Below are 18,230 nucleotides of genomic sequence, written 5' to 3'. Positions count from 1 at the left end.
TACTAAAGAAGGGTGTTGGAGAAATTGGATAAAACGAGTTACACAGGCTACATAGGAACGTATACAGATGGAGACAGCAAAGGGATTTATACATTTGCGCTTGATGTTGAAAAGGGAGAGCTTACCAAGGCAGAGGTCGCAGCGGAGCTACCCAGCCCTACATATGTCTCGGTCAGCTCTAATCAGGAATACTTATATGCAGTTTCTCCCGGCGGTTTAACCTCCTATAAGATTGACGCTTCATCCGGTAAACTAACTGTAATGAATGAATCTGCAGAGCGGGAAGGCACCCCGTGCTATGTGGCAATTAATGCGGAAAATCAATTTGCAGCTGCTGCCAATTACCACGATGGAACCGTTGTTTTATATAAGGCGGATGAAGAGACTGGAAAGCTGACTGAACAATTATCAGTAGCAGAACAGGAGGGCGGCGGACCGCATGAACGCCAGGATGCTCCTCATATGCATTACAGTGAGTTCACGCCTGATGGCAAGTATTTAATCGGAGTGGACCTTGGAACCGATGAAGTCGTCACCTATGAATATAAAAAGGGTGAGCTAAAGGATGTGCAGCGTCTTAAAACTTCCGAGGGTGCCGGTCCGAGACATTTAGCTTTTCATCCAAATGGAGTTAACGCATTTGTCATGACAGAGTTAAGCAACGAAGTGCTGGCTTTAGCCTACAATCAGGAGGATGGATCATTTGAGATCATTCAAACCATCAAGGCAATACCTGAGGACTTTAAGGAAAACAGCCAGGGAAGCGCCATTCATGTTTCTTCTGACGGCAGATTCGTGTATGCAGGAAATAGAGGTCATGATTCAATCGCTGTTTTTGAAATTGAACAAAACAGCTATAAGCTTGAACTGGTTGAATATGCCCCATCAGGCGGAAACTGGCCGCGTGACTTTGTTTTGGACCCAACGGAGAAATTTTTAATTACAACAAACCAGGAAAGCAGCAACGCAGTCCTGTATAAGCGCGATCCTGAAACCGGAAAGCTAACCGAAACAGGCTCAAGCATTTCAGTCCCTGATCCGGTTTGTGTGAAATTTTTAAGATAAAAAAGAGTTGGGGATATAACGACCAGTGAAGAAGTATACATTTCATGATACTCGTTTAAGAAACGAGAGGTGAACGGAGCGGAAAGCGTACGCCTGAAGCGCAGTGAACCCGATAAAAGGGGTTAAGACAAATTTGTCTTAACCCCTTTTATCATGAATTAAATCTGATCTGCCTCTATTTCCCTCAGTTTCTTTGACTGGCTTCGCTGCCACCCGGCAGAAACAAAGAGAGTAAGGAGCAGAATCGCTAATCCAAGAACAAATGGATAAAAAATTCTTATATCATACAACAGCCCTGCAAGTGTTGGTCCAAGGACATTTCCGATACTCATATAAGCGTTATTCATCCCCATGGCAAACCCCTGTTCATTGCCGGCAAGCTTCGAGATCAGCGTCGTCAGCACAGGACGCAAAATAGAAGTAGCGAGGAATATAAGAAGCGTAATGCCAAAGAACAGAACGTAGCTTGAGGCAAAAAGTGAAAGAAGGAAGCCAAGTGCAGTTACCCCTAAGAACATTGTTAGTATACTGCCTTCCCCAAACTTTTTAACAATTCTTTCCACCACAAATAATTGAACAATAACACTAACAATTCCAGTTGAAGTGATCATCATTGCGATCTGCTGAGGAGTTGCTCCAAACTGATTGTCTACATACAGCCCAATGACTGACTCGTAAGCCATAAGACCAAAACTCATAATAAGGGTAATAACTAGCGGAATAAAATAAGGCTTTTGAACAGATTGACCAAGCTTTTTAAGCAATGGATCTTCTTTTACATCAGATGCATGTTCAGCTTTTGGTGTACTGCTTTCTTTTAAAAGGACAATTGAAAAGATAACAGCAGCAGCAGATACAAGCGCTGAAACTAATAAAGGCGTTTTAAGGCCAAGCTCCGCTAAAAAGCCGCCAATTCCAGGACCTATAACAATTCCCAATGACATCGCAGCAGAAACAAGGCTGTTTCCTCTTGCACGCTGCTCCATCGTCGTAATGTCCGCCACATAAGCAAAAATGGCCGGTATAAGAAGAGCTGCCCCGACACCGCCGATAACCCGTGATGCATATAAAACCCAGATGGAATCTGACCAGTAAAAAACAAACATTGAGATGGTCAGTCCGGTCAAACCGGAGATGATCATGATTCTGCGGCCGTATTGATCAGCCCATCTTCCCGTTATGGGAGACATGATCAGCTGAGCCCCTGCAAAAATAGCAATCATTAAGCCAGCTGCTCTTCCGCCTTCTCCAATGGACGTCAGATAGGCGGGAAGAATAGGGATAATAATGCCAAAGCTTCCTATAGCAATAAACATATTAATCATCAGAATAAGCATTTTCTTTTTTTGATCAGGTGACACTTGCATTCCTTCTTTCTAAAAATCTAAATGGTTAGATAACCCTTACCAATTATATACGGAGACCAGAAGAAAAGCTTTAAAAAAGCTTCGAAAACAGAAGAAAATCCATGTGTTATAATTAACAATTATTGGATATTTAGGAGCTGGTCCTAATTTAATAAAAAGTTCAAGAAATCTCCTTAATTTAAGAATAGTCAATTGTATCAAGGGTTTCATATAGTTTTCTGTTTATTGTAAAAAAATTCTAATTGACAAATGTATATAGATATACTTTATACTGATAAAGTCCTTAGTAATATTTCATTTTATTGGTAATAAAATGGGGTTTGTAAAAGTTAATAACTGGGAGTTACATACTGTAGGTACCACTGCAAGAAAGGGGAATATGAATTGAGAATAACAATTGATTTAGCTGTAGTTCATGTAAAGCCTCGAATGAAATCTCACTTATCAAACGTCGTACATTTCACTGACTCAAATGATAATCGATTTATCTGGACGACTGCTGTCGAAAAGAACCTTAAGGTCGGACAGAAAATCGAAGCTCAAATCAGTGTGAACGAAGAATTGTATGATGATGAAGGAAAATTTGTGCGAATCAGCCACGTCTCGGTTCTTAATGAAGTGGATGAGCTAAGAGAGTCTACTTACACAGAAAAACCTTTTAGCATCATGGATCGTCCGGGGGAAAAGACGGTCAAGCGAATGGTTCCTGATGACGAACTGTTAAATGATATTGAAAAAACGTTATCTTTACTTCAAAAAAAATGAGATTAAGCGGCTAAAAGAGCGGTTCCGGCGGGAGCTGCTCTTTTTTTACTGTCTTTTTTCGTGAATTAAAACTCTTTAAACTGGCAAAAGGGTGTACCTTATTACTTATTACAGGAAGTATACCTTGATCATAAGGACGGGACTGCAGTAAATAAAACGTAGAGGATTGCAACTAGTGCAGCGACCATATAGGAAGAAAATTGGAAGTAAATATAATCTTTTTGGGTTCAAGAATTCAAAGAATACTGTTAAGATAGAAACAAATAAAAACACACAGGACTTTACGGGTGTTTTCATTAAATCTATTGACGCTAGGAGTAGAATGATGGGAAAAATTTTGGTATTTGGACATAAGAATCCTGACACAGACACGATTACCTCTGCAATTGTCTATTCTTATCTTAAGAATCAGGTCGGGCAGGATACAGAGCCGGTTCGTCTTGGAGAAGTAAACGGTGAAACGCAATTTGCTCTCGAACAGTTTAATGTGGAGGCGCCCCGCTTTATTGAGACGGCTGCTAATGAAACAGATCAGGTTATATTAGTCGACCATAATGAGCGCCAGCAGAGTGTTATTGATATTGAGGAAGTGCGTGTGCTTGAAGTGATTGATCACCACCGAATCTCAAATTTTGAGACAAGCGAGCCCCTTTATTTCAGAGCTGAGCCGGTAGGTTGTACAGCGACTATTCTTTTAAAGCTCTTTAAAGAAAATAATGTCGATATCCCTAAAAACATGGCAGGCTTGATGCTATCCGCGATCATTTCTGATTCCCTGCTGTTTAAATCCCCAACCTGCACAGAGGAAGATATTACAGCAGCAAATGAATTGGCACAAATCGCAGATGTAAATATAGAGGAATATGGACTGGCAATGTTAAAAGCCGGTGCAGACCTTAGCGGTAAGTCTGTAAGCCAGCTTATTTCACTTGATGCAAAAGTATTTGAAATGGGAGAGCATAAGGTGGAAATTGCCCAGGTGAATGCTATTGATCCGGGTGAAGTTCTTGCACTTCAAAAAGAGATTGAGGATGTGCTTGATCTTGTCATTGTAGAAAAAAGCCTGTCCCTGTTTGTGCTGGCTGTTACGGATATCCTTAATAGCAATTCCACAATTATCGTACGCGGTGCACATACTGAAAAAGTAGAACAAGCATACAATCTGCCGCTCGTAAACAATCAGGCACTCCTTGAAGGGGTGGTATCACGTAAAAAACAAATTGTTCCTGTCCTGACAGAAGTGTTTAAAGGATAACAGCCCGACCTCTCTTATGCTGAATAAGAGAGGTTTTTTTATAGTGAATACGGGAAGGGATACACTATAGCGGATTTACAGAGGGGGTGCTGGCGTGAGAATTCCAGAATCATTGGCGGAGCTTGGAAAGAAAAGAATAGAATCCTATGCTGCAGAGGGCTTTGTGTATGGGGGCGGCCCCGAAAACCCCTTGCTCATGCTGGTTGGGGAAGCACCGGGAGAAACGGAAATACATAATGGCATTCCCTTTAGTGGAAGAGCGGGAAAAGAACTAATGGCGTTTTTAGAGAGAGTCGGACTCCAAAGGGAAGATGTATATATTACGAGTGCTGTAAGAAGCAGACCTTATAAATGGAGAGAGAAAAGAGAGAGAACAGGAGAGATGATTCAAAAGAAATATAACCGGACTCCAAACGAAAAAGAAATCATTGCCCACGCTCCTCTTCTGGATTATGAAATTGAAAAGGTGAATCCGGAGATTATTATGACGTTGGGGAATATTGGTTTAAAGAGGCTGGCAGGAAGGAATATGAAAATATCAGATATGCACGGAACTGTGCTTGAACAGCCGGTCCGTTGTTTAAAAAATCTCGAAAGCAATGAGTACGGGTGGACTGAAAAAACCTATAAAATTTTTCCGACCTATCATCCTGCCTCCATCTTTTATAACAGAAGCTTATTGGAAGCCATTCATGAAGATTTAGATAAGCTTGGAGAGCTTCTTGCACAAATAAGAGAAAAAAGGGATTAAGGTCTACAGGAAGGGAGAGCTTCAGCATGAGTTTAACCGTTGATCAGCATCGTCAGGAAGCGATCGAATTATTCAATAAAACATGGGAATTGCTTGAGCTTCAGGAGAAATCCTCAGAGCAGCAGTTAGAAATGATCCGGGTCGCTCAGGCTTCAAGATATCATTGGGGAATCGCCGGTGATTATAAAAACTGGTCCAGAGGAGAATGGCTGATCTCGCGTGTGTACGCAGAATTAGGCGACGGAGAAAGTGCATTGAAATATGCGCTTGTTAATGAAAAGCTGCACACAGACTATGGTTTAGAGGATTACGATGCCGCATTCGTCCATGAAGCATTAGCGCGCTCCTATTCGATTTTAAACAAGCAGGATTTAAAGGAATTTCATCTTGGAAAAGCAAGAGGGCTTGCACAGGGAATTGATAATCAGGAGGATCGCGAGTACTTTTTTAATGAACTGGAACGTTTGAACGAGTGAAATGAAAAGAGCGGAGCCTTGCAGGCCCCGCTCTTTTACGTGTGCTTTGCAGTAGCCATTGCCATCCACTGATCGAGCTTGAATGAAGCAAGGTCTCCATTTTCTTGTTCATGAAATTGAAAATACTTTTTTTCAGCGGGTGAAGCATTTGAAAAAAATGCTGATACAGCTGAGATTTTTGTCTCGTCTTCTACTGTCCTGGTTACCCAATTTTGAAAAGGCAGCTCTTTTTTTGAAAGAAACTCTTTTTCAATCTCAAGCCCATTCTCCTGAAATAATCTCTTCCATTCCAAAACGGACAAGGCTTTTGCATGGCTTGGGTCCCGCATTTCCTCAAAGGTATTCATAAAGTGAGCCAGAGAAGGATCTTCGGGTGAAACATTATCAATTAACAAAAACCTTCCCCCGGGCTTTACTACACGAAAGACTTCTTGAACGAACTTTTCGGGGCTTGGAAAATGATGTGCTGCGATTCTGCAAACGACAATATCAAACGTCCGGTCCAGGAAGGGAAGCTCCTCAGCATCCGCCACCACATAGTGAACATTTGGGAATTCTGTTAGATACGTTGAAGTGTTTTGAAGCATATCTTTTGTTAGATCGGTAGCAAATATAGAAGAGACAAAGGGAGCAAGCTTTTTTACTACATTGCCTCCGCCTGTCGCAATATCCAGGGCAACATCCTTTGATGAAGGGGAAACCCACTCGATAAGCTTTTCCAAATCTTCGCCTTTTGCATGGGTCTGGCTGGTAGCGTAAGCATCTGCATATGTTGAGAAAATCGATTTAACCTGATTCTTTTTGTCAGCTGTCATCCTCAAATCCTCCTATCCTGTTTCTTTCTTTACTATATGCTGCTTCTTTTTATAAGTAAATTAGCTAAATTGACAGGAATAACATAAGGTAAACTTATGGCGAGGATGCTTATCGAATCTTTACTTCATTCTGACGTCTATATCGTCCATTCTTCTGGACAATATTTCTGTTACATGCTTTTTATGAGTCTCAAGATCACACCATCTAAAGTCCTCTTGCTCAATTTCATCTAATGGACTGACGCGGTAATTTGTATAGTCTTCATCAAAGGCGGTAAAGGTTGGGATTGCGTACACAGAGTCGAGAGTAACCTCCTCATCCACTTTTATCAGGTCAAATCCTATCATGGAGCCGGTAAGCCGATCACAGTCAAGCTCCGGCACACGGTCGTCGAATGGCCCTGAGATAAAATTCCCCAATGAGTAGGCAACAAGTGCACGTTGTCCATCCGGTCCTTCAATCCATTCAAGCGGCTGCAGTACATGAGGGTGATGACCTAATATAATATCTGCTCCGTTTTGGACCAGTTTTTGAGCCAGCTGCTCCTGTTCTTTGACAGGCTGCTCATATTCCTTTCCCCAATGGATGCCCACAGCTACAAGATCAGCCATCTCATTCGCACGTGTGACATCACGCAGGAGCTCATCCTCGTTTTCTGAAAATATATTAACCAAATGAGAAAACTCAACCGGAAGATTTGAACTGTAAGTAGACGAAATAAAGGCTATGGAGATTCCGTTTCTGACAATGATCGGAATAACCTCACGATCATTTGATGAAAGATGGGCTCCGCTTAGAACAACATCGGGGTAATGATCACGCCAAAAGGCAATATTCCGTTTGAGTCCTTCAAACTCCATATCAAGTGTATGATTATTCGCTAATTGAAGCATATTGAAGCCTGTCTGATAGTAATAGTGACCAAGCTCATATGGATTATTAAAGACAAAATTTCCATCACCAAGGCCGAATTCGGCACCAGTGATAGGCGTTTCCTGATTGGCGTATGCAAATTGGCCTTTTTTGATTAAATGCTCTACATCTGTTAGAAGGGGGTCAAATTGGAAGGTTCCATCATTCTGTTGAGCATCATATAATATAGGGCGTTCGACCAGTAAATCGCCTACGGCTGTAAAGTGAGCGGAGGCGACTGACTCAAGTTTCAAAGCGGTATCGTTATTCCCGACCTGATCTGCTGTCCCGGTCACGAGACTATCCTGACCTGATGAATCAGGAGGGTTATGATAAACAGGCTCAGCTGCGCAGGCGCTAATTAAAAATACTAGAATGACAGCAAGTAATGTTGGACGGTTCAACAGACATTTCTCCCTATTAATTGATACTGGAGCATTCTCAGTTCATCTTATTTTACCATCTTATTCTACTAATATCATGGATAAAATAGAAAAAATTACATATTTTGTTCTTTTGTATGGGTGACTGATCAGGAGAAAATAAGCGTTGAAGATAAAAAAGACCAGCTGGCATGGGCCGGCTGGTCGTCCTTATTCTTGAATGGTTTCTTTTCTTTTAACTAATTTGATTCCAATAATAACAAGTACTACACTCAATAAAATCGTTTGGAAGTATCTGTCGAACCAATAACGAAGATCTATTTCAATCCACTCCCAAAATGCGGGAGCAAGGGCTGGGACCACTCCATTAAAGAGAAGATAGTAAACCCCAATAAAAATCAAACCGATCCCAAGCCATTTTTTGTATTGATGAAAGAAGCCGAACACCGGTTCATCCCGAAGCTCTTCTTTTCCATAGCGGGACGCTTTTTGCATGCCGTCAAAGAAACTATAAAACCAGATTAAAGGAATAAGGAATAAAAATAATCCCAGCCGCAACGCATCTAAAATATAGATGGTAAATAAGAAGGCGGCCATAAGCTGGATTCCGCGATGCTGAAGGCCAAGGTAAAGATGCCCGGCACCAGGGAAGATGGAAAGAACAGTTGCAAAGGCAGAGCTTCTTTTTCCATCTTTTTTCCGTTCTTCAAGATCCTCCAAAATAGAACGGTCTACAAGAGCCTGGCCGTTATGCTTTTTAGAAAGCATTTGCAGGGCATCAACTACACTGTAGATCCACACGACAGGAAGCAATATTGTAAATAAGAGAAAGGCGTTTAATTGAAGTAAAAAAGTGACAAAGAAAATCATGGCAGCCATTCCGAAGAAGGTGACCATAAAGGTTAACCCTCTATTCATAAGCCCCAGCTGAAAATGGCCAAGCCCAGGGAAAAATGACAGGATGATTGTAAAGAACCGCTCTGAATCACCTTGATAGCTCGGGAAATACCTTCTCGATCGCGATGAGCTGACTTCTTCCTCAGCCTTACTTTTCAATGCGTTCAGGCTCATAATAATATCTAAAAAACTGACGAGATAAACAATAATTCCAGCTGCAGCAAACCCGAGAAACAGCATATCATCACTAAATGCAGCAAGAGTCAGTCCGCTGAATAGCAGAGCGATAGTAACGAAGAAATAGATAAAACCTCTTACGACATTTCCGATGTATACATGCCCCCACCCGGGCATAATTGACAGCACAAAAGCAATGACAGGAGACTTCGTCATTCTACATCCTCCTTTGATGGGTCCATTTGGCTGAAGAAACGTTCAGTCTGCTCCATAAGAGAAGATGTAAGCGAAGGAGCTTCTTTTAAATTCTCTCCCTGCACAATCGAGTTTTCTTCCATTAGGGTAGTGAAAACCCCTGTGCCTGCAAGCATAATGGCAGCTGCAGCAGAAATAATAAAATGAGTAATGGTTCTTTGTCTGATCCGGTTTGGTGATTTCTTCACCTGGTGATCAACTGCAGGAGTTTCACCGAATAAGGCAGCCATCACAGGTTTTTCAACTGAAAAATCGAAGGAAGGGCTTAAAGGTTCTGTTGTTTCTTCGTAAGTTGCTAAACACTGATCACAGCTCAAAAGATGATCCTCCATTTTTCTTTCATGGCTCGAATCGATCTTTCCCTGAACAAATTGCAGCCATTGTTCTCTGGTGAAATGTGTCATCTGAACTCATCCTCCCGCCAATTTTTTTTCATCCACTGCCGTCCTCTGTAGAGTCTCATTTTAACAGCGGATAACTCTAAATCATGTTCCTTTGAAATTTCCTCATAGGATTTTTCTTCTATATAAAATGCGTGTATTACGACCCGGTAATTTTCAGGAAGCTCCTGCAGCTTTCTTGCTAAATGTTCATTTCTGCTTCGCTCGATAAGCTTTGAATCGATCGGGCTTTCCCCATCAGCAAGATAAGGGCTCGCTTTTTCTAAATCATCGTCCCGGTCAGACCGCCGGCTCCGCTTTCTTTTCATATCAATGGCATGCCGGACAGAAATTTGCCTGACCCAGGTCTTGAGACCTTCCTGCCTATAATTGGGCAGGGCATGGTAGATTTTTATGAACACTTCCTGTACAGCATCCTCTGCATCTTTTTCATGCCGGAGAACCCCATAGGTGAGTTGATAGATATAGCGCTGGTAGGAACGGATAAACAGCTGAAACTCCTCAGCATCCTGCTGAACCAGCTTCTTTACATCAATCTCCTGCACCCGTTCCACCTCCTTAGCAAACAAGCTGCTCAATTATTGACGTAAAAAAAATAATAAGTACTACATATCTCAAACAATTTAATGACCGTAAAGAATTAGTATAAATCATTTACCAAGCCCGAACATTAAAGGTTGATTAAAAATAGTCGATTGAAGCAACTTTTTCCTTTTGAAAGCGGAAATCAACACGCCTAAATAGAAGGAATTCACTCGTCGCTTAATAATTTTCGAAGAAACAAATAAGGTCCAAGGAGTTGATTGAAGAGGAAGAGGCTGACTCCTGCGGGAAGAAGCGGGAGCTTGAGATCCACTTGCCTCAGCAAGTTAGCTCAAGCCCCGCCCCGCGGAAAGCATGCCCCTGCAGCAGAAATCAACCCGCCTAAATTAGCAGGGGATTCACTAGTCCCTTAATAATTTTCGAAGAAACAAATAAGGTACAAGGAGTTGATTGAAGAGGAAGGGGCTGACTCCTGCGGGATGAAGAGGGAGCTTGAGATCCACTTGCGCTAGCAAGTTAGCTCAAGCCCCTCCCCGCGGAAATCATGCCCCTGCAGCGGAAATCAACACGCCTAAAATAAAAGGAATTCACTCGTAACTTAATAATTTTCAAAGAAACAAATAAGGTACAAGGAGTTGATTGAAGAGGAAGGGGCTGACTCCTGCGGGATGAAGAGGGAGCTTGAGATCCACTTGCGCTAGCAAGTTAGCTCAAGCCCCTCCCCGCGGAAAGCATGCCCCTGCAACGGAAATCAACACGCAAAGTTAAAAGGGATTTACCCCAACACTACTACTCTTCAAAAAACACTTAAAGAAACATTTTTTTAGAGGCGTTTAAAATGCTGGCATACGGGAATGATTGTGGTATAGTGGACACAAAAGAATAAAAGCCCTAAAAAGGGGAGTAGCGACCGGCAACGGTTAATGAGTCGTCATTACAGTGGTTTCCCACTCGGTTCATTGAGCTTTAGTGATCAATATCCTAAAGTACGCAAGACCTTTTTATGAACGTTTACTTTTTGGTGAGCCTTCATAAAAAGGTCTTTTTTTGTTGAAAAGGAGGAAGAAAAAATGGTTTTTGTATGGTTTATCCTGGCAGCTGCCGTCACCGTGTTTGCGGCAGTCAAGCTATCACGTTATGCAGATATCATCAGCAGTAAAACCGCCATGGGAGGACTGATGGTGGGAACCCTGCTTTTGGCGGGAGCAACATCTCTGCCGGAGGTAACGACAAGTGTCTCAGCAGTTCTCATTGGAAATGTAGATATCGCAGTGGGTAATATGCTTGGCTCTAATCTGTTTAATCTTTTTATCATCGCTTGCTTTGATTTATATTTCAGAAAAAAGCGTCTGTACCATTGGGCAAGTAAGGATCATTTATATACAGCGGGGCTCGGGCTGCTGCTAACCATATTAACCCTGATTGCATTAATTGTAAGAATTGATTACCCGATTTGGGATATTGGAATTGATGCATTTATTATTGCATTTACGTATATTATCGGCGTATTTGTCATTAGCAGACTGCCGAAATCCACTGAAATTGTGCAGCCTCATGTGAAAGAAGAGGCAACAAAACCTGAAGAATCGTCCTTAACGGCAAAGCAGGCCATCTTTCGATTTGTCATTGCTGCCATCGGGATTATGGCAGCGGGAACTGCTTTGTCCATAACGGGCGACCGGATCGCTGTTGTAACCGGAATGGGCTCGAGTTTTGTAGGGAGCTTTCTGATCGCTGCAACAACTTCTCTCCCTGAAGCCATCGCTGTATTTATTGCGTTAAAGCTGCGCAATGTGAATTTAGCATTGGGGTCAATTCTTGGAAGCAATATTTTCAATATGCTTATCCTTGCAGGCTCTGATTTTGCTTATCGTGAGGGCTCTATTCTGGCGGACGTTTCAAGCTCTCATATTGTCACCAGTATTGCGGTAGCGATTTTATCAATTATTCTTCTCTATTCTGTTAGTCAAAAAAAGCCAAGATCAACCATTGTTTATGTGATCCCGTCAGTGTTGATCATCATTGGCTACTTTGTCTCAAGCTATCTTATTTTTAACGGATAACAGATTAAAAACTGGCTCCTATTAGGGGGTCAGTTTTTAATTTTTTTATCCCGGAACTTTGAATGAGCTATATCAAAATCACCAATTTTAACCCAATTCATACAATGAGCTAAAAGCTTTTTTGGGGAGTTGATGGTTTGCTCGTTTCGGCATGGAAGCTGCTGTTGATTCTGGCGGTAAGTATGGATAGCTTTGGGGTAGGGGTTTCATACGGTCTTCGAAGAATTACCATTCCTTTGGCTGGACTGTGTACGATTATGTGCTGTTCAGGAATTATGGTTATTCTTTCAATGTCAGCGGGACTTTTACTAACTTCCTATATTTCAGTTGAAATTATTGAGATTTTTGGCGGGCTGATCCTTATTTCGATAGGGTTTATTAGCTTGAATGCAGCACGCTCTCAGGGAAAAAAACAAAAAGTGAAGGAGGAGCTGCCCAGGAGAACTATCGAAGAAGAAGCGAGTGGAGGGCTTTTGAAAAAAGTAAAACTGGTTATCAGAGTATTGAAAAGCTCACAGGAAGCGGATGTAGACCGCAATAAGAAAATTTCCTTTCATGAGGGAATTTTACTTGGTATTGTGCTGGGGCTTGATGCTTTTGGGGCAGGGCTTGGTGCTGCGCTGCTTGGGTATTCCCTGGTTATTACTTCCTGTTTAATTGCTTTTTTAAGTGCTGCCTTCGTCTTTACCGGGATGAAGACTGGCTTTTATTTAACGAAATGGAAGTGGGCTCAAAAAATGTCTTTTATTCCACCATGCTTATTAATAGGTATTGGTCTTTTTTACATGTTCTAAAAAAGGCAACAGTTGGTGAAAGAGAGGATGAGACAATGCGTTTCATCCTCTTTTATCTTGACTTCGTTTCAGGTGGATCTTAAGCTCCCAGAATCTTTATTTTATGCTTTCCAGCTTATGATTGTGAGTTTTTTTGGAATGAGATGGTACAAGCATTAATAAACTCAAAAGACATAGTGCGTTAGGAAGGGGGATGGTATGGTTTATCTTATTTTTGGATTAGCAGCGGCTGTAACGGTTCTTGCGGCAATTGAATTATCAAATCATGCAGATGTCTTAAGTGAACGAACGTCGCTTGGCGGATTATTAATTGGCACCCTGCTGCTTGGGGGTGCTACTTCATTGCCTGAGGTGACAACAAGTCTTTCGGCCGTATTCTTATCAAACCCAGATATTGCAGTTGGCAATATGCTTGGGTCAAATTTGTTCAATTTGTTTATTATTGCCTCCTTTGATCTTTTGCTTAGAAAATACCGCATTTACCGGCTTGCAAATGGCGGACATCTGTACACTGCGGGGCTTGGACTGGCCCTTTCAGCGATGATGGTGATGGCGCTGGAGAGACAGACTGAGTATACATTCTATGGGGTAGGACTGGATTCTTTTTTAATTGCCTTCGTCTATGGGACAGGCATGCTTGCGATAAGCAAAATTTCCAGAGCAGAAAACACGCTGCCGGCATTTGAAGAAGAGGAGACAGAACGTCCTGCAGCTGGTGAGCTTCCCGGAATTAAACGAACGATAATTGGATTTGTGATTGCAGCAGCAGCCATTATGGGAGCAGGGAGTCTGCTTTCAATAACTGGAGACCGTATAGCTGAGATCACTGGTGTTGGGTCTACGTTTATCGGGAGCTTCTTAATGGCAGCAACTACTTCACTGCCTGAAGCTGTCGCTGTTTTGATCGCGTTAAAACTGAGGAATGTTAATTTAGCTATTGGGTCTATTCTTGGGAGCAATATTTTTAATATGCTGATTCTCGTGGTATCCGATATTGCTTATAGAGAGGGTCCGATCCTTGCTGATGTGTCACGTTCACATGAGGTGACTGCCGTGATGGTATCTCTTATGGCGGTACTTCTCATGTATTCTATTGCGAGGAAAAATAGTCCTGGAAGAACCATGTATTCAATTCCTTCTCTATTGATTGTCATCGGCTATTTTATTACGACCTACCTGCTGTTTAATGGATAGTAGCTATACATAAAAAAGCTGCCGGCAAAAGCGGGCAGCTTAACGTGTCTTATAAATATTCCTCGTATCGTTTTTCCAAATAATTTTGCAGAACCGTCATAGCTGAACAAAGGCCCCAATAAATCAATGCCACCAGAATGTACATCGTCATAAAATCAAACTCACGGCCTCCGACTATTCGCGCCTTCTGAAAAATTTCAGGCACGGTGATCATCGCAGCCAGGGAAGAGGCTTTAATGATATCCAGCTGAACATTAGCTAAAGGAGGCGTTGCAATTCGGATGGATTGGGGAAGGATAATCCCAAACATCGTCTGCCAATAGGACAGGCCGAGTGCTTTGGCTGATTCCCACTGGCCTTTATCAACTGAGGATAAAGCTGATCGGATGATTTCAGCTATATAAGCAGCGCTATTCACACTAAAAGCAATCAATGCTGCTTCTAGGGCAGATAGCTGAAGTCCAATGATCGGCAATCCAAAATAAAGCATGAACAGGATAACTAATATCGGCACTCCGCGCATAAAGGAAATATAGGTTCGCGTCGGCCAGCGTAAGACAGCATATTTAGAGGTCCTGGCCAGTGCCAGGAAAAAACCGATGATAAGCCCGGCTGCCATACTTACCAACGAAATCAATATTGTGTACCAGATTCCTTCCATTACAAACGGCAAGGAATCGATTGCAAGCTGGGGATCAAAAAGATAGTGCCATTTGATATCAGCCATCGTATTCACCTCGTTCCCTTAGCATTTCTTCAATTATTCTACTTCAAAATCAATATCCGGCTCCTGGGTTACATCTGCCCCGGCAAAAAACTCAGCTGATATTTCAGCAATTGTTCCGTCCTCAAGCATTTCTTCGAGGACGCGGTTTACATTTTCAATAAGCTCGGTGTTTTCTTTATTCATCACCATTCCAGCTTCTGAAGGGCTGTACTTTAAATTGGGATGAATCGTAATATCAAGCTCAGGAAACGCTTCAAGCGCCAATGTCTGAAGGTAGTAATCATTTAAAATAACATCCGAATTTCCTACGTGAACGTCACGAAGATATTCTTCATTCGTGGCATTATCATAAATTTTTTCAACAGCTCCGTATTCCCTCGCTAGATCCATATAGATGGAAGTAGCTGCGCCTGCAGCACGTTTGCCTTCAAGGTCTTCAAAGGTTTCGATGCCTGAAAGGTCATCCTCACGTACAATTGCTGTTCCGTAAGAATATTTAATAGGAGTAGAAAAAGCAAATTTGTCCTTGCGCTCTTCTGTAATTTCGATATCGTTAGCTGCAAGATCCACCTGTCCGGAATTGACTGCTGTCAGCATGCCATCGAACCCAATCTCCTCAAATTCGACCTCAAGATCCATACGATTAGCCATTTCCTTTACGACCTCTACTTCAAATCCAGTAATTTCATTTGATTCTGAAGCATAAAAAGAAGTTGGGTAAAGCGTTCCTGAGGTTGCAACCGTAAGGACGCCTTCTTCCTGAATATCGTCCCACACACTAGACTGCTCTGCATTGTCAGAGCTGCTGCCGCATGCAGTTAAAAGAGCAAGAGTCATTGTTCCGACGGCAGCTGCCCATGTTTTCTTATTGAAAAATACTGTCATGATAAAGCCTCCTGTTGAGTTATAATGCGGCTGTATTTATGGTTTAGATCGTAATGAAGAAAGTAAACTGTTTTTACACCTTTACCATAATAAAGCCAACCTTTAAAACATAGCATTCTACTTGGGTTTAGGGCAAGTGGGAAGGACTTAAAATTACGAATCCATTCCTTTTCAAATGGTAGATAGGTTTTCCTTCTAGATAGAAATAAGTGCCAATAAAAAAGCCATGCAGGATTTCTGCATGACTTGGTTTTATGAAAGCTCGTCCAGTGGATAGAGAACACCGATTTGCTGACGGATTGATTGCATTAGCGCGATGACATTAAGAGACAATTCATGTGTATTAATGGAAGATTCAATCTGCCCATTTTGATACGCACGAGCAAATTCCTCTAGCTCATAAGCCATCGGGGCTTTTTCCTGTGCAACAGAAAGATCTTCTGATCCGTTTTCCTTCGTGATACGGGTGACCCGCTCAGGACTGCTGATTTGAGAAATATGCAGGGCTGCTTTTTCCCCGGCTATTTCAGTCGGCATATAACTGTTCGTTATTTTGGAATAGGTGATGACTGCGTCCATTTCCGTGTAGCTGAGCAATACCATGCCTTGACCGTCAACGCCCGTATGGAGCGGAGTGCTGATCGCTTTTACTTCTTCAGGCACCCCAAATAAAGCCACCAGCGGATAGAGTGTATATACACCAAGGTCCATTAATGAACCGTTTGAAAGCTCAGGCTTAAATGCATTTTCAATTACGCCGTTTTTAAATTTATCGTAGCGTGATGAGTATTGACCATAGTGAGCACTGTATTGACGAATGGTACCAAGCTCTGGCAGCAGCTCCTGCACCCGTTGGAAATTCGGCATGACGGTTGATTTCATAGCTTCCATTAAAAGAACCCCATTTTTTCTGGATGTTTGCACCATTTGCTCAGCTAATGTATAGGTAGCAGTAAGAGGCTTTTCACAAAGAACAGCAATTCCTGCTTCAAGGCATTCAATTGCCTGCTCATGATGCACTGCGTTCGGGGTAGCTATGTATACTCCGTCTATCTTTTTGCTTTCACACATTTCCTTTATGGAAGTAAAACAATAGGGTATCGAGTGTTTCCCGGCAAATTCAGTTGCTTTTTCCATTGTTCTGGAGCAAACCGCCTCAATCGTTACAGAAGGAACATCCTTAGACGCTTCAACCAGTGTGTCGGTTATCCAGTTGGTTCCAATAACCCCGATTTTCATCAATTCCTCATCCTCTCATTTTCATCTATCCGAAGTGTACCTCTACAGCAGGAAGAGAACAAGCAGAATGTATAAGAAGCCCTAGCGGCAGGCGGGAAAAAATTAAATAAAGGAGAAAGAGAATTTAAAATCGAATAGGGAATAGTAAACAGGAGGAATGTATTGAATGAATATAAAAGAAGTGATCCCCGAACAATGGAAGGACGTTTATCCATTAATGAAGCAGCTGCGTACTCATGTATCAGAGGAAGAATTTATTTCCCTGACACAAGCAGCAAAAACAGAGCATCAATATAAATTAGTTGGGGTATGGGAAAATAACGAGGTAAAAGGGTTAGTCGGTTTTATGCCAATGACAACTCTTTATTATGGGCGATTTATTTGGATTTGTGATCTGGTAACAGATGAAAACGAACGATCAAAAGGGTTCGGGAAGGAACTGCTCAGCTTTGTAGAAGGCTATGCCGCAAGCCATGGATTTTCCAAAGTAGCACTGTCCTCAGGGCTTAATCGGCAGGATGCACACAGGTTTTATGAAGAAAAAGGTGCATACGACCGGGCAAGCTTTGTATTTAAAAAGGATCTATAAAAGGGATTTACACTGATGAAAGGAGACAACCATGGAACCTTTTATTCAAAACCATCAATTTAATGTCATAAAACATCAGGCAACGCTTTTACAAAAACAGGTTCATGGCACCATTGATCGGGATGTAGAGGAGGCTGTAAGAGCTGGTACCGAGTGGAATGTAAAAGATGCGTTCTGTGAATTATCGGAGGAGCAGGAAGAGCTTCTGTCAAGGGTTTCAGATCTCAGGACCGAAGAAGACAGGGTGGAGTTTTTAAAGGAGCTTCACCCTTACAGGCTTTCCTTTCCGGATTTAACACAGAGGGATGTGAAGGAGCTATTCCCAAAAACAAAGCGGTTAAAGCTTCCCATATTAAAGGATGTTGACTTTACCGCAACCACCTATTTAGGCTGGAAGGACATCGGAGCAAGCAGGCATTATATGATCTGTTTGATCAACGGAAAATTGATCGGTGTAGAAGGAAGATATGTCATTTCCACGAAGAAAAGCATGTGTGAGATTTGCGGACGTTATGGTGATGTCGCTTTTATGTCCGTCCCCAAGCAGAGAACCTCAGAGGAAAATGAGAAAGCATTTGGCAAATTCGTCTGCTATGACAGCAGGGAGTGCAACCAGTATATTCAAAAGAAAGATAAGCTCGAGCAATTTATTGAACAAATTATTGATTAAAAGAAT

At 42.0% G+C, this 18,230-nt stretch carries 19 protein-coding genes; 10 read left to right on the top strand and 9 right to left on the bottom strand.

The annotated features are described in order from the left end of the window. Positions 1-15: 15 nt before the first annotated feature. A complete protein-coding gene (locus C4B60_RS07765; protein ID WP_425331155.1) occupies positions 16-1,065 on the top strand; it encodes a lactonase family protein in 1,050 nt (349 codons plus the stop codon). Positions 1,066-1,223: 158 nt separating this feature from the next. Here the strand turns inward: C4B60_RS07765 and C4B60_RS07760 are convergent, their stop codons facing one another. Then, positions 1,224-2,426, bottom strand: coding sequence for an MFS transporter (locus tag C4B60_RS07760; RefSeq protein WP_104057438.1), 1,203 nt, complete (start codon positions 2,424-2,426; stop codon positions 1,224-1,226). A gap of 390 nt (positions 2,427-2,816) precedes the next feature. Here C4B60_RS07760 and C4B60_RS07755 point away from each other — a divergent pair, with 390 nt between their 5' ends. From C4B60_RS07755 to C4B60_RS07740, 4 genes are all read left to right on the top strand, one after another. Next, positions 2,817-3,197, top strand: a complete 381-nt coding sequence (locus tag C4B60_RS07755) for a hypothetical protein (RefSeq protein ID WP_104057437.1) — start codon at positions 2,817-2,819, stop codon at positions 3,195-3,197. Positions 3,198-3,522: 325 nt separating this feature from the next. After that, a complete protein-coding gene (locus C4B60_RS07750) occupies positions 3,523-4,452 on the top strand; it encodes a manganese-dependent inorganic pyrophosphatase (RefSeq protein ID WP_104057436.1) in 930 nt (309 codons plus the stop codon). A 94-nt stretch (positions 4,453-4,546) separates the two neighbouring features. Then, a complete protein-coding gene (locus tag C4B60_RS07745; RefSeq protein ID WP_104057435.1) occupies positions 4,547-5,203 on the top strand; it encodes a uracil-DNA glycosylase in 657 nt (218 codons plus the stop codon). Positions 5,204-5,229: 26 nt separating this feature from the next. Continuing rightward, positions 5,230-5,679, top strand: coding sequence for a hypothetical protein (locus C4B60_RS07740; RefSeq protein WP_104057434.1), 450 nt, complete (start codon positions 5,230-5,232; stop codon positions 5,677-5,679). A gap of 35 nt (positions 5,680-5,714) precedes the next feature. Here the strand turns inward: C4B60_RS07740 and C4B60_RS07735 are convergent, their stop codons facing one another. From C4B60_RS07735 to C4B60_RS07715, 5 genes are all read right to left on the bottom strand, one after another. Next, on the bottom strand, positions 5,715-6,494 hold the full coding sequence (locus tag C4B60_RS07735; RefSeq protein WP_104057433.1) for a class I SAM-dependent methyltransferase: 780 nt from the start codon (positions 6,492-6,494) through the stop codon (positions 5,715-5,717). A gap of 120 nt (positions 6,495-6,614) precedes the next feature. After that, positions 6,615-7,811 carry a CapA family protein gene (locus C4B60_RS07730; protein WP_167578604.1) on the bottom strand — a complete coding sequence of 399 codons (1,197 nt, stop codon included), beginning with the start codon at positions 7,809-7,811 and terminating at the stop codon, positions 6,615-6,617. A 189-nt stretch (positions 7,812-8,000) separates the two neighbouring features. Next, the gene (locus C4B60_RS07725) at positions 8,001-9,080 is read right to left on the bottom strand and encodes a hypothetical protein (RefSeq protein WP_104057431.1); all 1,080 of its coding nucleotides are present in this window, start codon (positions 9,078-9,080) and stop codon (positions 8,001-8,003) included. Continuing rightward, positions 9,077-9,523 (bottom strand): anti-sigma factor family protein, encoded by a 447-nt coding sequence (locus tag C4B60_RS07720; protein ID WP_104057430.1) that lies wholly within the window; start codon positions 9,521-9,523, stop codon positions 9,077-9,079. The genes C4B60_RS07725 and C4B60_RS07720 overlap by 4 nt, the downstream gene beginning before the upstream one ends. Beyond that, on the bottom strand, positions 9,520-10,065 hold the full coding sequence (locus C4B60_RS07715) for a sigma-70 family RNA polymerase sigma factor (RefSeq protein WP_167578603.1): 546 nt from the start codon (positions 10,063-10,065) through the stop codon (positions 9,520-9,522). Before C4B60_RS07715 ends, C4B60_RS07720 begins: the two co-directional genes overlap by 4 nt. Positions 10,066-11,133: 1,068 nt before the next feature. Between C4B60_RS07715 and C4B60_RS07710 the strand changes: the two genes are divergently transcribed. From C4B60_RS07710 to C4B60_RS07700, 3 genes are all read left to right on the top strand, one after another. Then, a complete protein-coding gene (locus C4B60_RS07710; protein WP_104057428.1) occupies positions 11,134-12,126 on the top strand; it encodes a sodium:calcium antiporter in 993 nt (330 codons plus the stop codon). Between the two features lie 137 nt (positions 12,127-12,263). Then, entirely contained in the window at positions 12,264-12,920 is a 657-nt protein-coding gene (gene ytaF, locus C4B60_RS07705; protein WP_104057427.1) for a sporulation membrane protein YtaF, read from the top strand. A 198-nt stretch (positions 12,921-13,118) separates the two neighbouring features. Beyond that, the gene (locus tag C4B60_RS07700; RefSeq protein ID WP_104057426.1) at positions 13,119-14,114 is read left to right on the top strand and encodes a sodium:calcium antiporter; all 996 of its coding nucleotides are present in this window, start codon (positions 13,119-13,121) and stop codon (positions 14,112-14,114) included. Between the two features lie 49 nt (positions 14,115-14,163). Here the strand turns inward: C4B60_RS07700 and C4B60_RS07695 are convergent, their stop codons facing one another. The 3 genes from C4B60_RS07695 to C4B60_RS07685 all read right to left on the bottom strand — a co-directional run bounded on the left by C4B60_RS07695 (position 14,164) and on the right by C4B60_RS07685 (position 16,965). Then, positions 14,164-14,841 (bottom strand): amino acid ABC transporter permease, encoded by a 678-nt coding sequence (locus C4B60_RS07695; protein ID WP_104057425.1) that lies wholly within the window; start codon positions 14,839-14,841, stop codon positions 14,164-14,166. Between the two features lie 33 nt (positions 14,842-14,874). After that, positions 14,875-15,726, bottom strand: a complete 852-nt coding sequence (locus C4B60_RS07690) for a transporter substrate-binding domain-containing protein (protein ID WP_104057424.1) — start codon at positions 15,724-15,726, stop codon at positions 14,875-14,877. Positions 15,727-15,978: 252 nt separating this feature from the next. Then, entirely contained in the window at positions 15,979-16,965 is a 987-nt protein-coding gene (locus C4B60_RS07685) for a Gfo/Idh/MocA family protein (RefSeq protein WP_245153907.1), read from the bottom strand. A 166-nt stretch (positions 16,966-17,131) separates the two neighbouring features. On the opposite strand from C4B60_RS07685, the gene C4B60_RS07680 reads away from it, so the two are divergent. Together C4B60_RS07680 and C4B60_RS07675 are read left to right on the top strand one after the other, a co-directional pair. Beyond that, positions 17,132-17,554 carry a GNAT family N-acetyltransferase gene (locus C4B60_RS07680; protein WP_104057422.1) on the top strand — a complete coding sequence of 141 codons (423 nt, stop codon included), beginning with the start codon at positions 17,132-17,134 and terminating at the stop codon, positions 17,552-17,554. 31 nt (positions 17,555-17,585) lie between these two features. Beyond that, the gene (locus tag C4B60_RS07675; RefSeq protein ID WP_104057421.1) at positions 17,586-18,224 is read left to right on the top strand and encodes a FusB/FusC family EF-G-binding protein; all 639 of its coding nucleotides are present in this window, start codon (positions 17,586-17,588) and stop codon (positions 18,222-18,224) included. Positions 18,225-18,230 lie beyond the last annotated feature (6 nt).

The organism is Jeotgalibacillus proteolyticus, from assembly GCF_002926065.1.
Classification (GTDB): domain Bacteria; phylum Bacillota; class Bacilli; order Bacillales; family Jeotgalibacillaceae; genus Jeotgalibacillus; species Jeotgalibacillus proteolyticus.
Note: the sequence above shows the minus strand (reverse complement) of the source record. Positions and strands in the feature narration are given on the sequence as shown.

Coding starts and splice junctions, on each gene's coding strand:
- C4B60_RS07750 (WP_104057436.1), top strand. CDS start 3,523: ATGGGAAAAATTTTGGTATTTGGACATAAGAATCCTGACACAGACACG.
- C4B60_RS07740 (WP_104057434.1), top strand. CDS start 5,230: ATGAGTTTAACCGTTGATCAGCATCGTCAGGAAGCGATCGAATTATTC.
- C4B60_RS07735 (WP_104057433.1), bottom strand. CDS start 6,494: ATGACAGCTGACAAAAAGAATCAGGTTAAATCGATTTTCTCAACATAT.
- C4B60_RS07725 (WP_104057431.1), bottom strand. CDS start 9,080: ATGACGAAGTCTCCTGTCATTGCTTTTGTGCTGTCAATTATGCCCGGG.
- C4B60_RS07720 (WP_104057430.1), bottom strand. CDS start 9,523: ATGACACATTTCACCAGAGAACAATGGCTGCAATTTGTTCAGGGAAAG.
- C4B60_RS07710 (WP_104057428.1), top strand. CDS start 11,134: ATGGTTTTTGTATGGTTTATCCTGGCAGCTGCCGTCACCGTGTTTGCG.
- C4B60_RS07700 (WP_104057426.1), top strand. CDS start 13,119: ATGGTTTATCTTATTTTTGGATTAGCAGCGGCTGTAACGGTTCTTGCG.
- C4B60_RS07695 (WP_104057425.1), bottom strand. CDS start 14,841: ATGGCTGATATCAAATGGCACTATCTTTTTGATCCCCAGCTTGCAATC.
- C4B60_RS07690 (WP_104057424.1), bottom strand. CDS start 15,726: ATGACAGTATTTTTCAATAAGAAAACATGGGCAGCTGCCGTCGGAACA.
- C4B60_RS07685 (WP_245153907.1), bottom strand. CDS start 16,965: ATGAAAATCGGGGTTATTGGAACCAACTGGATAACCGACACACTGGTT.
- C4B60_RS07680 (WP_104057422.1), top strand. CDS start 17,132: ATGAATATAAAAGAAGTGATCCCCGAACAATGGAAGGACGTTTATCCA.
- C4B60_RS07675 (WP_104057421.1), top strand. CDS start 17,586: ATGGAACCTTTTATTCAAAACCATCAATTTAATGTCATAAAACATCAG.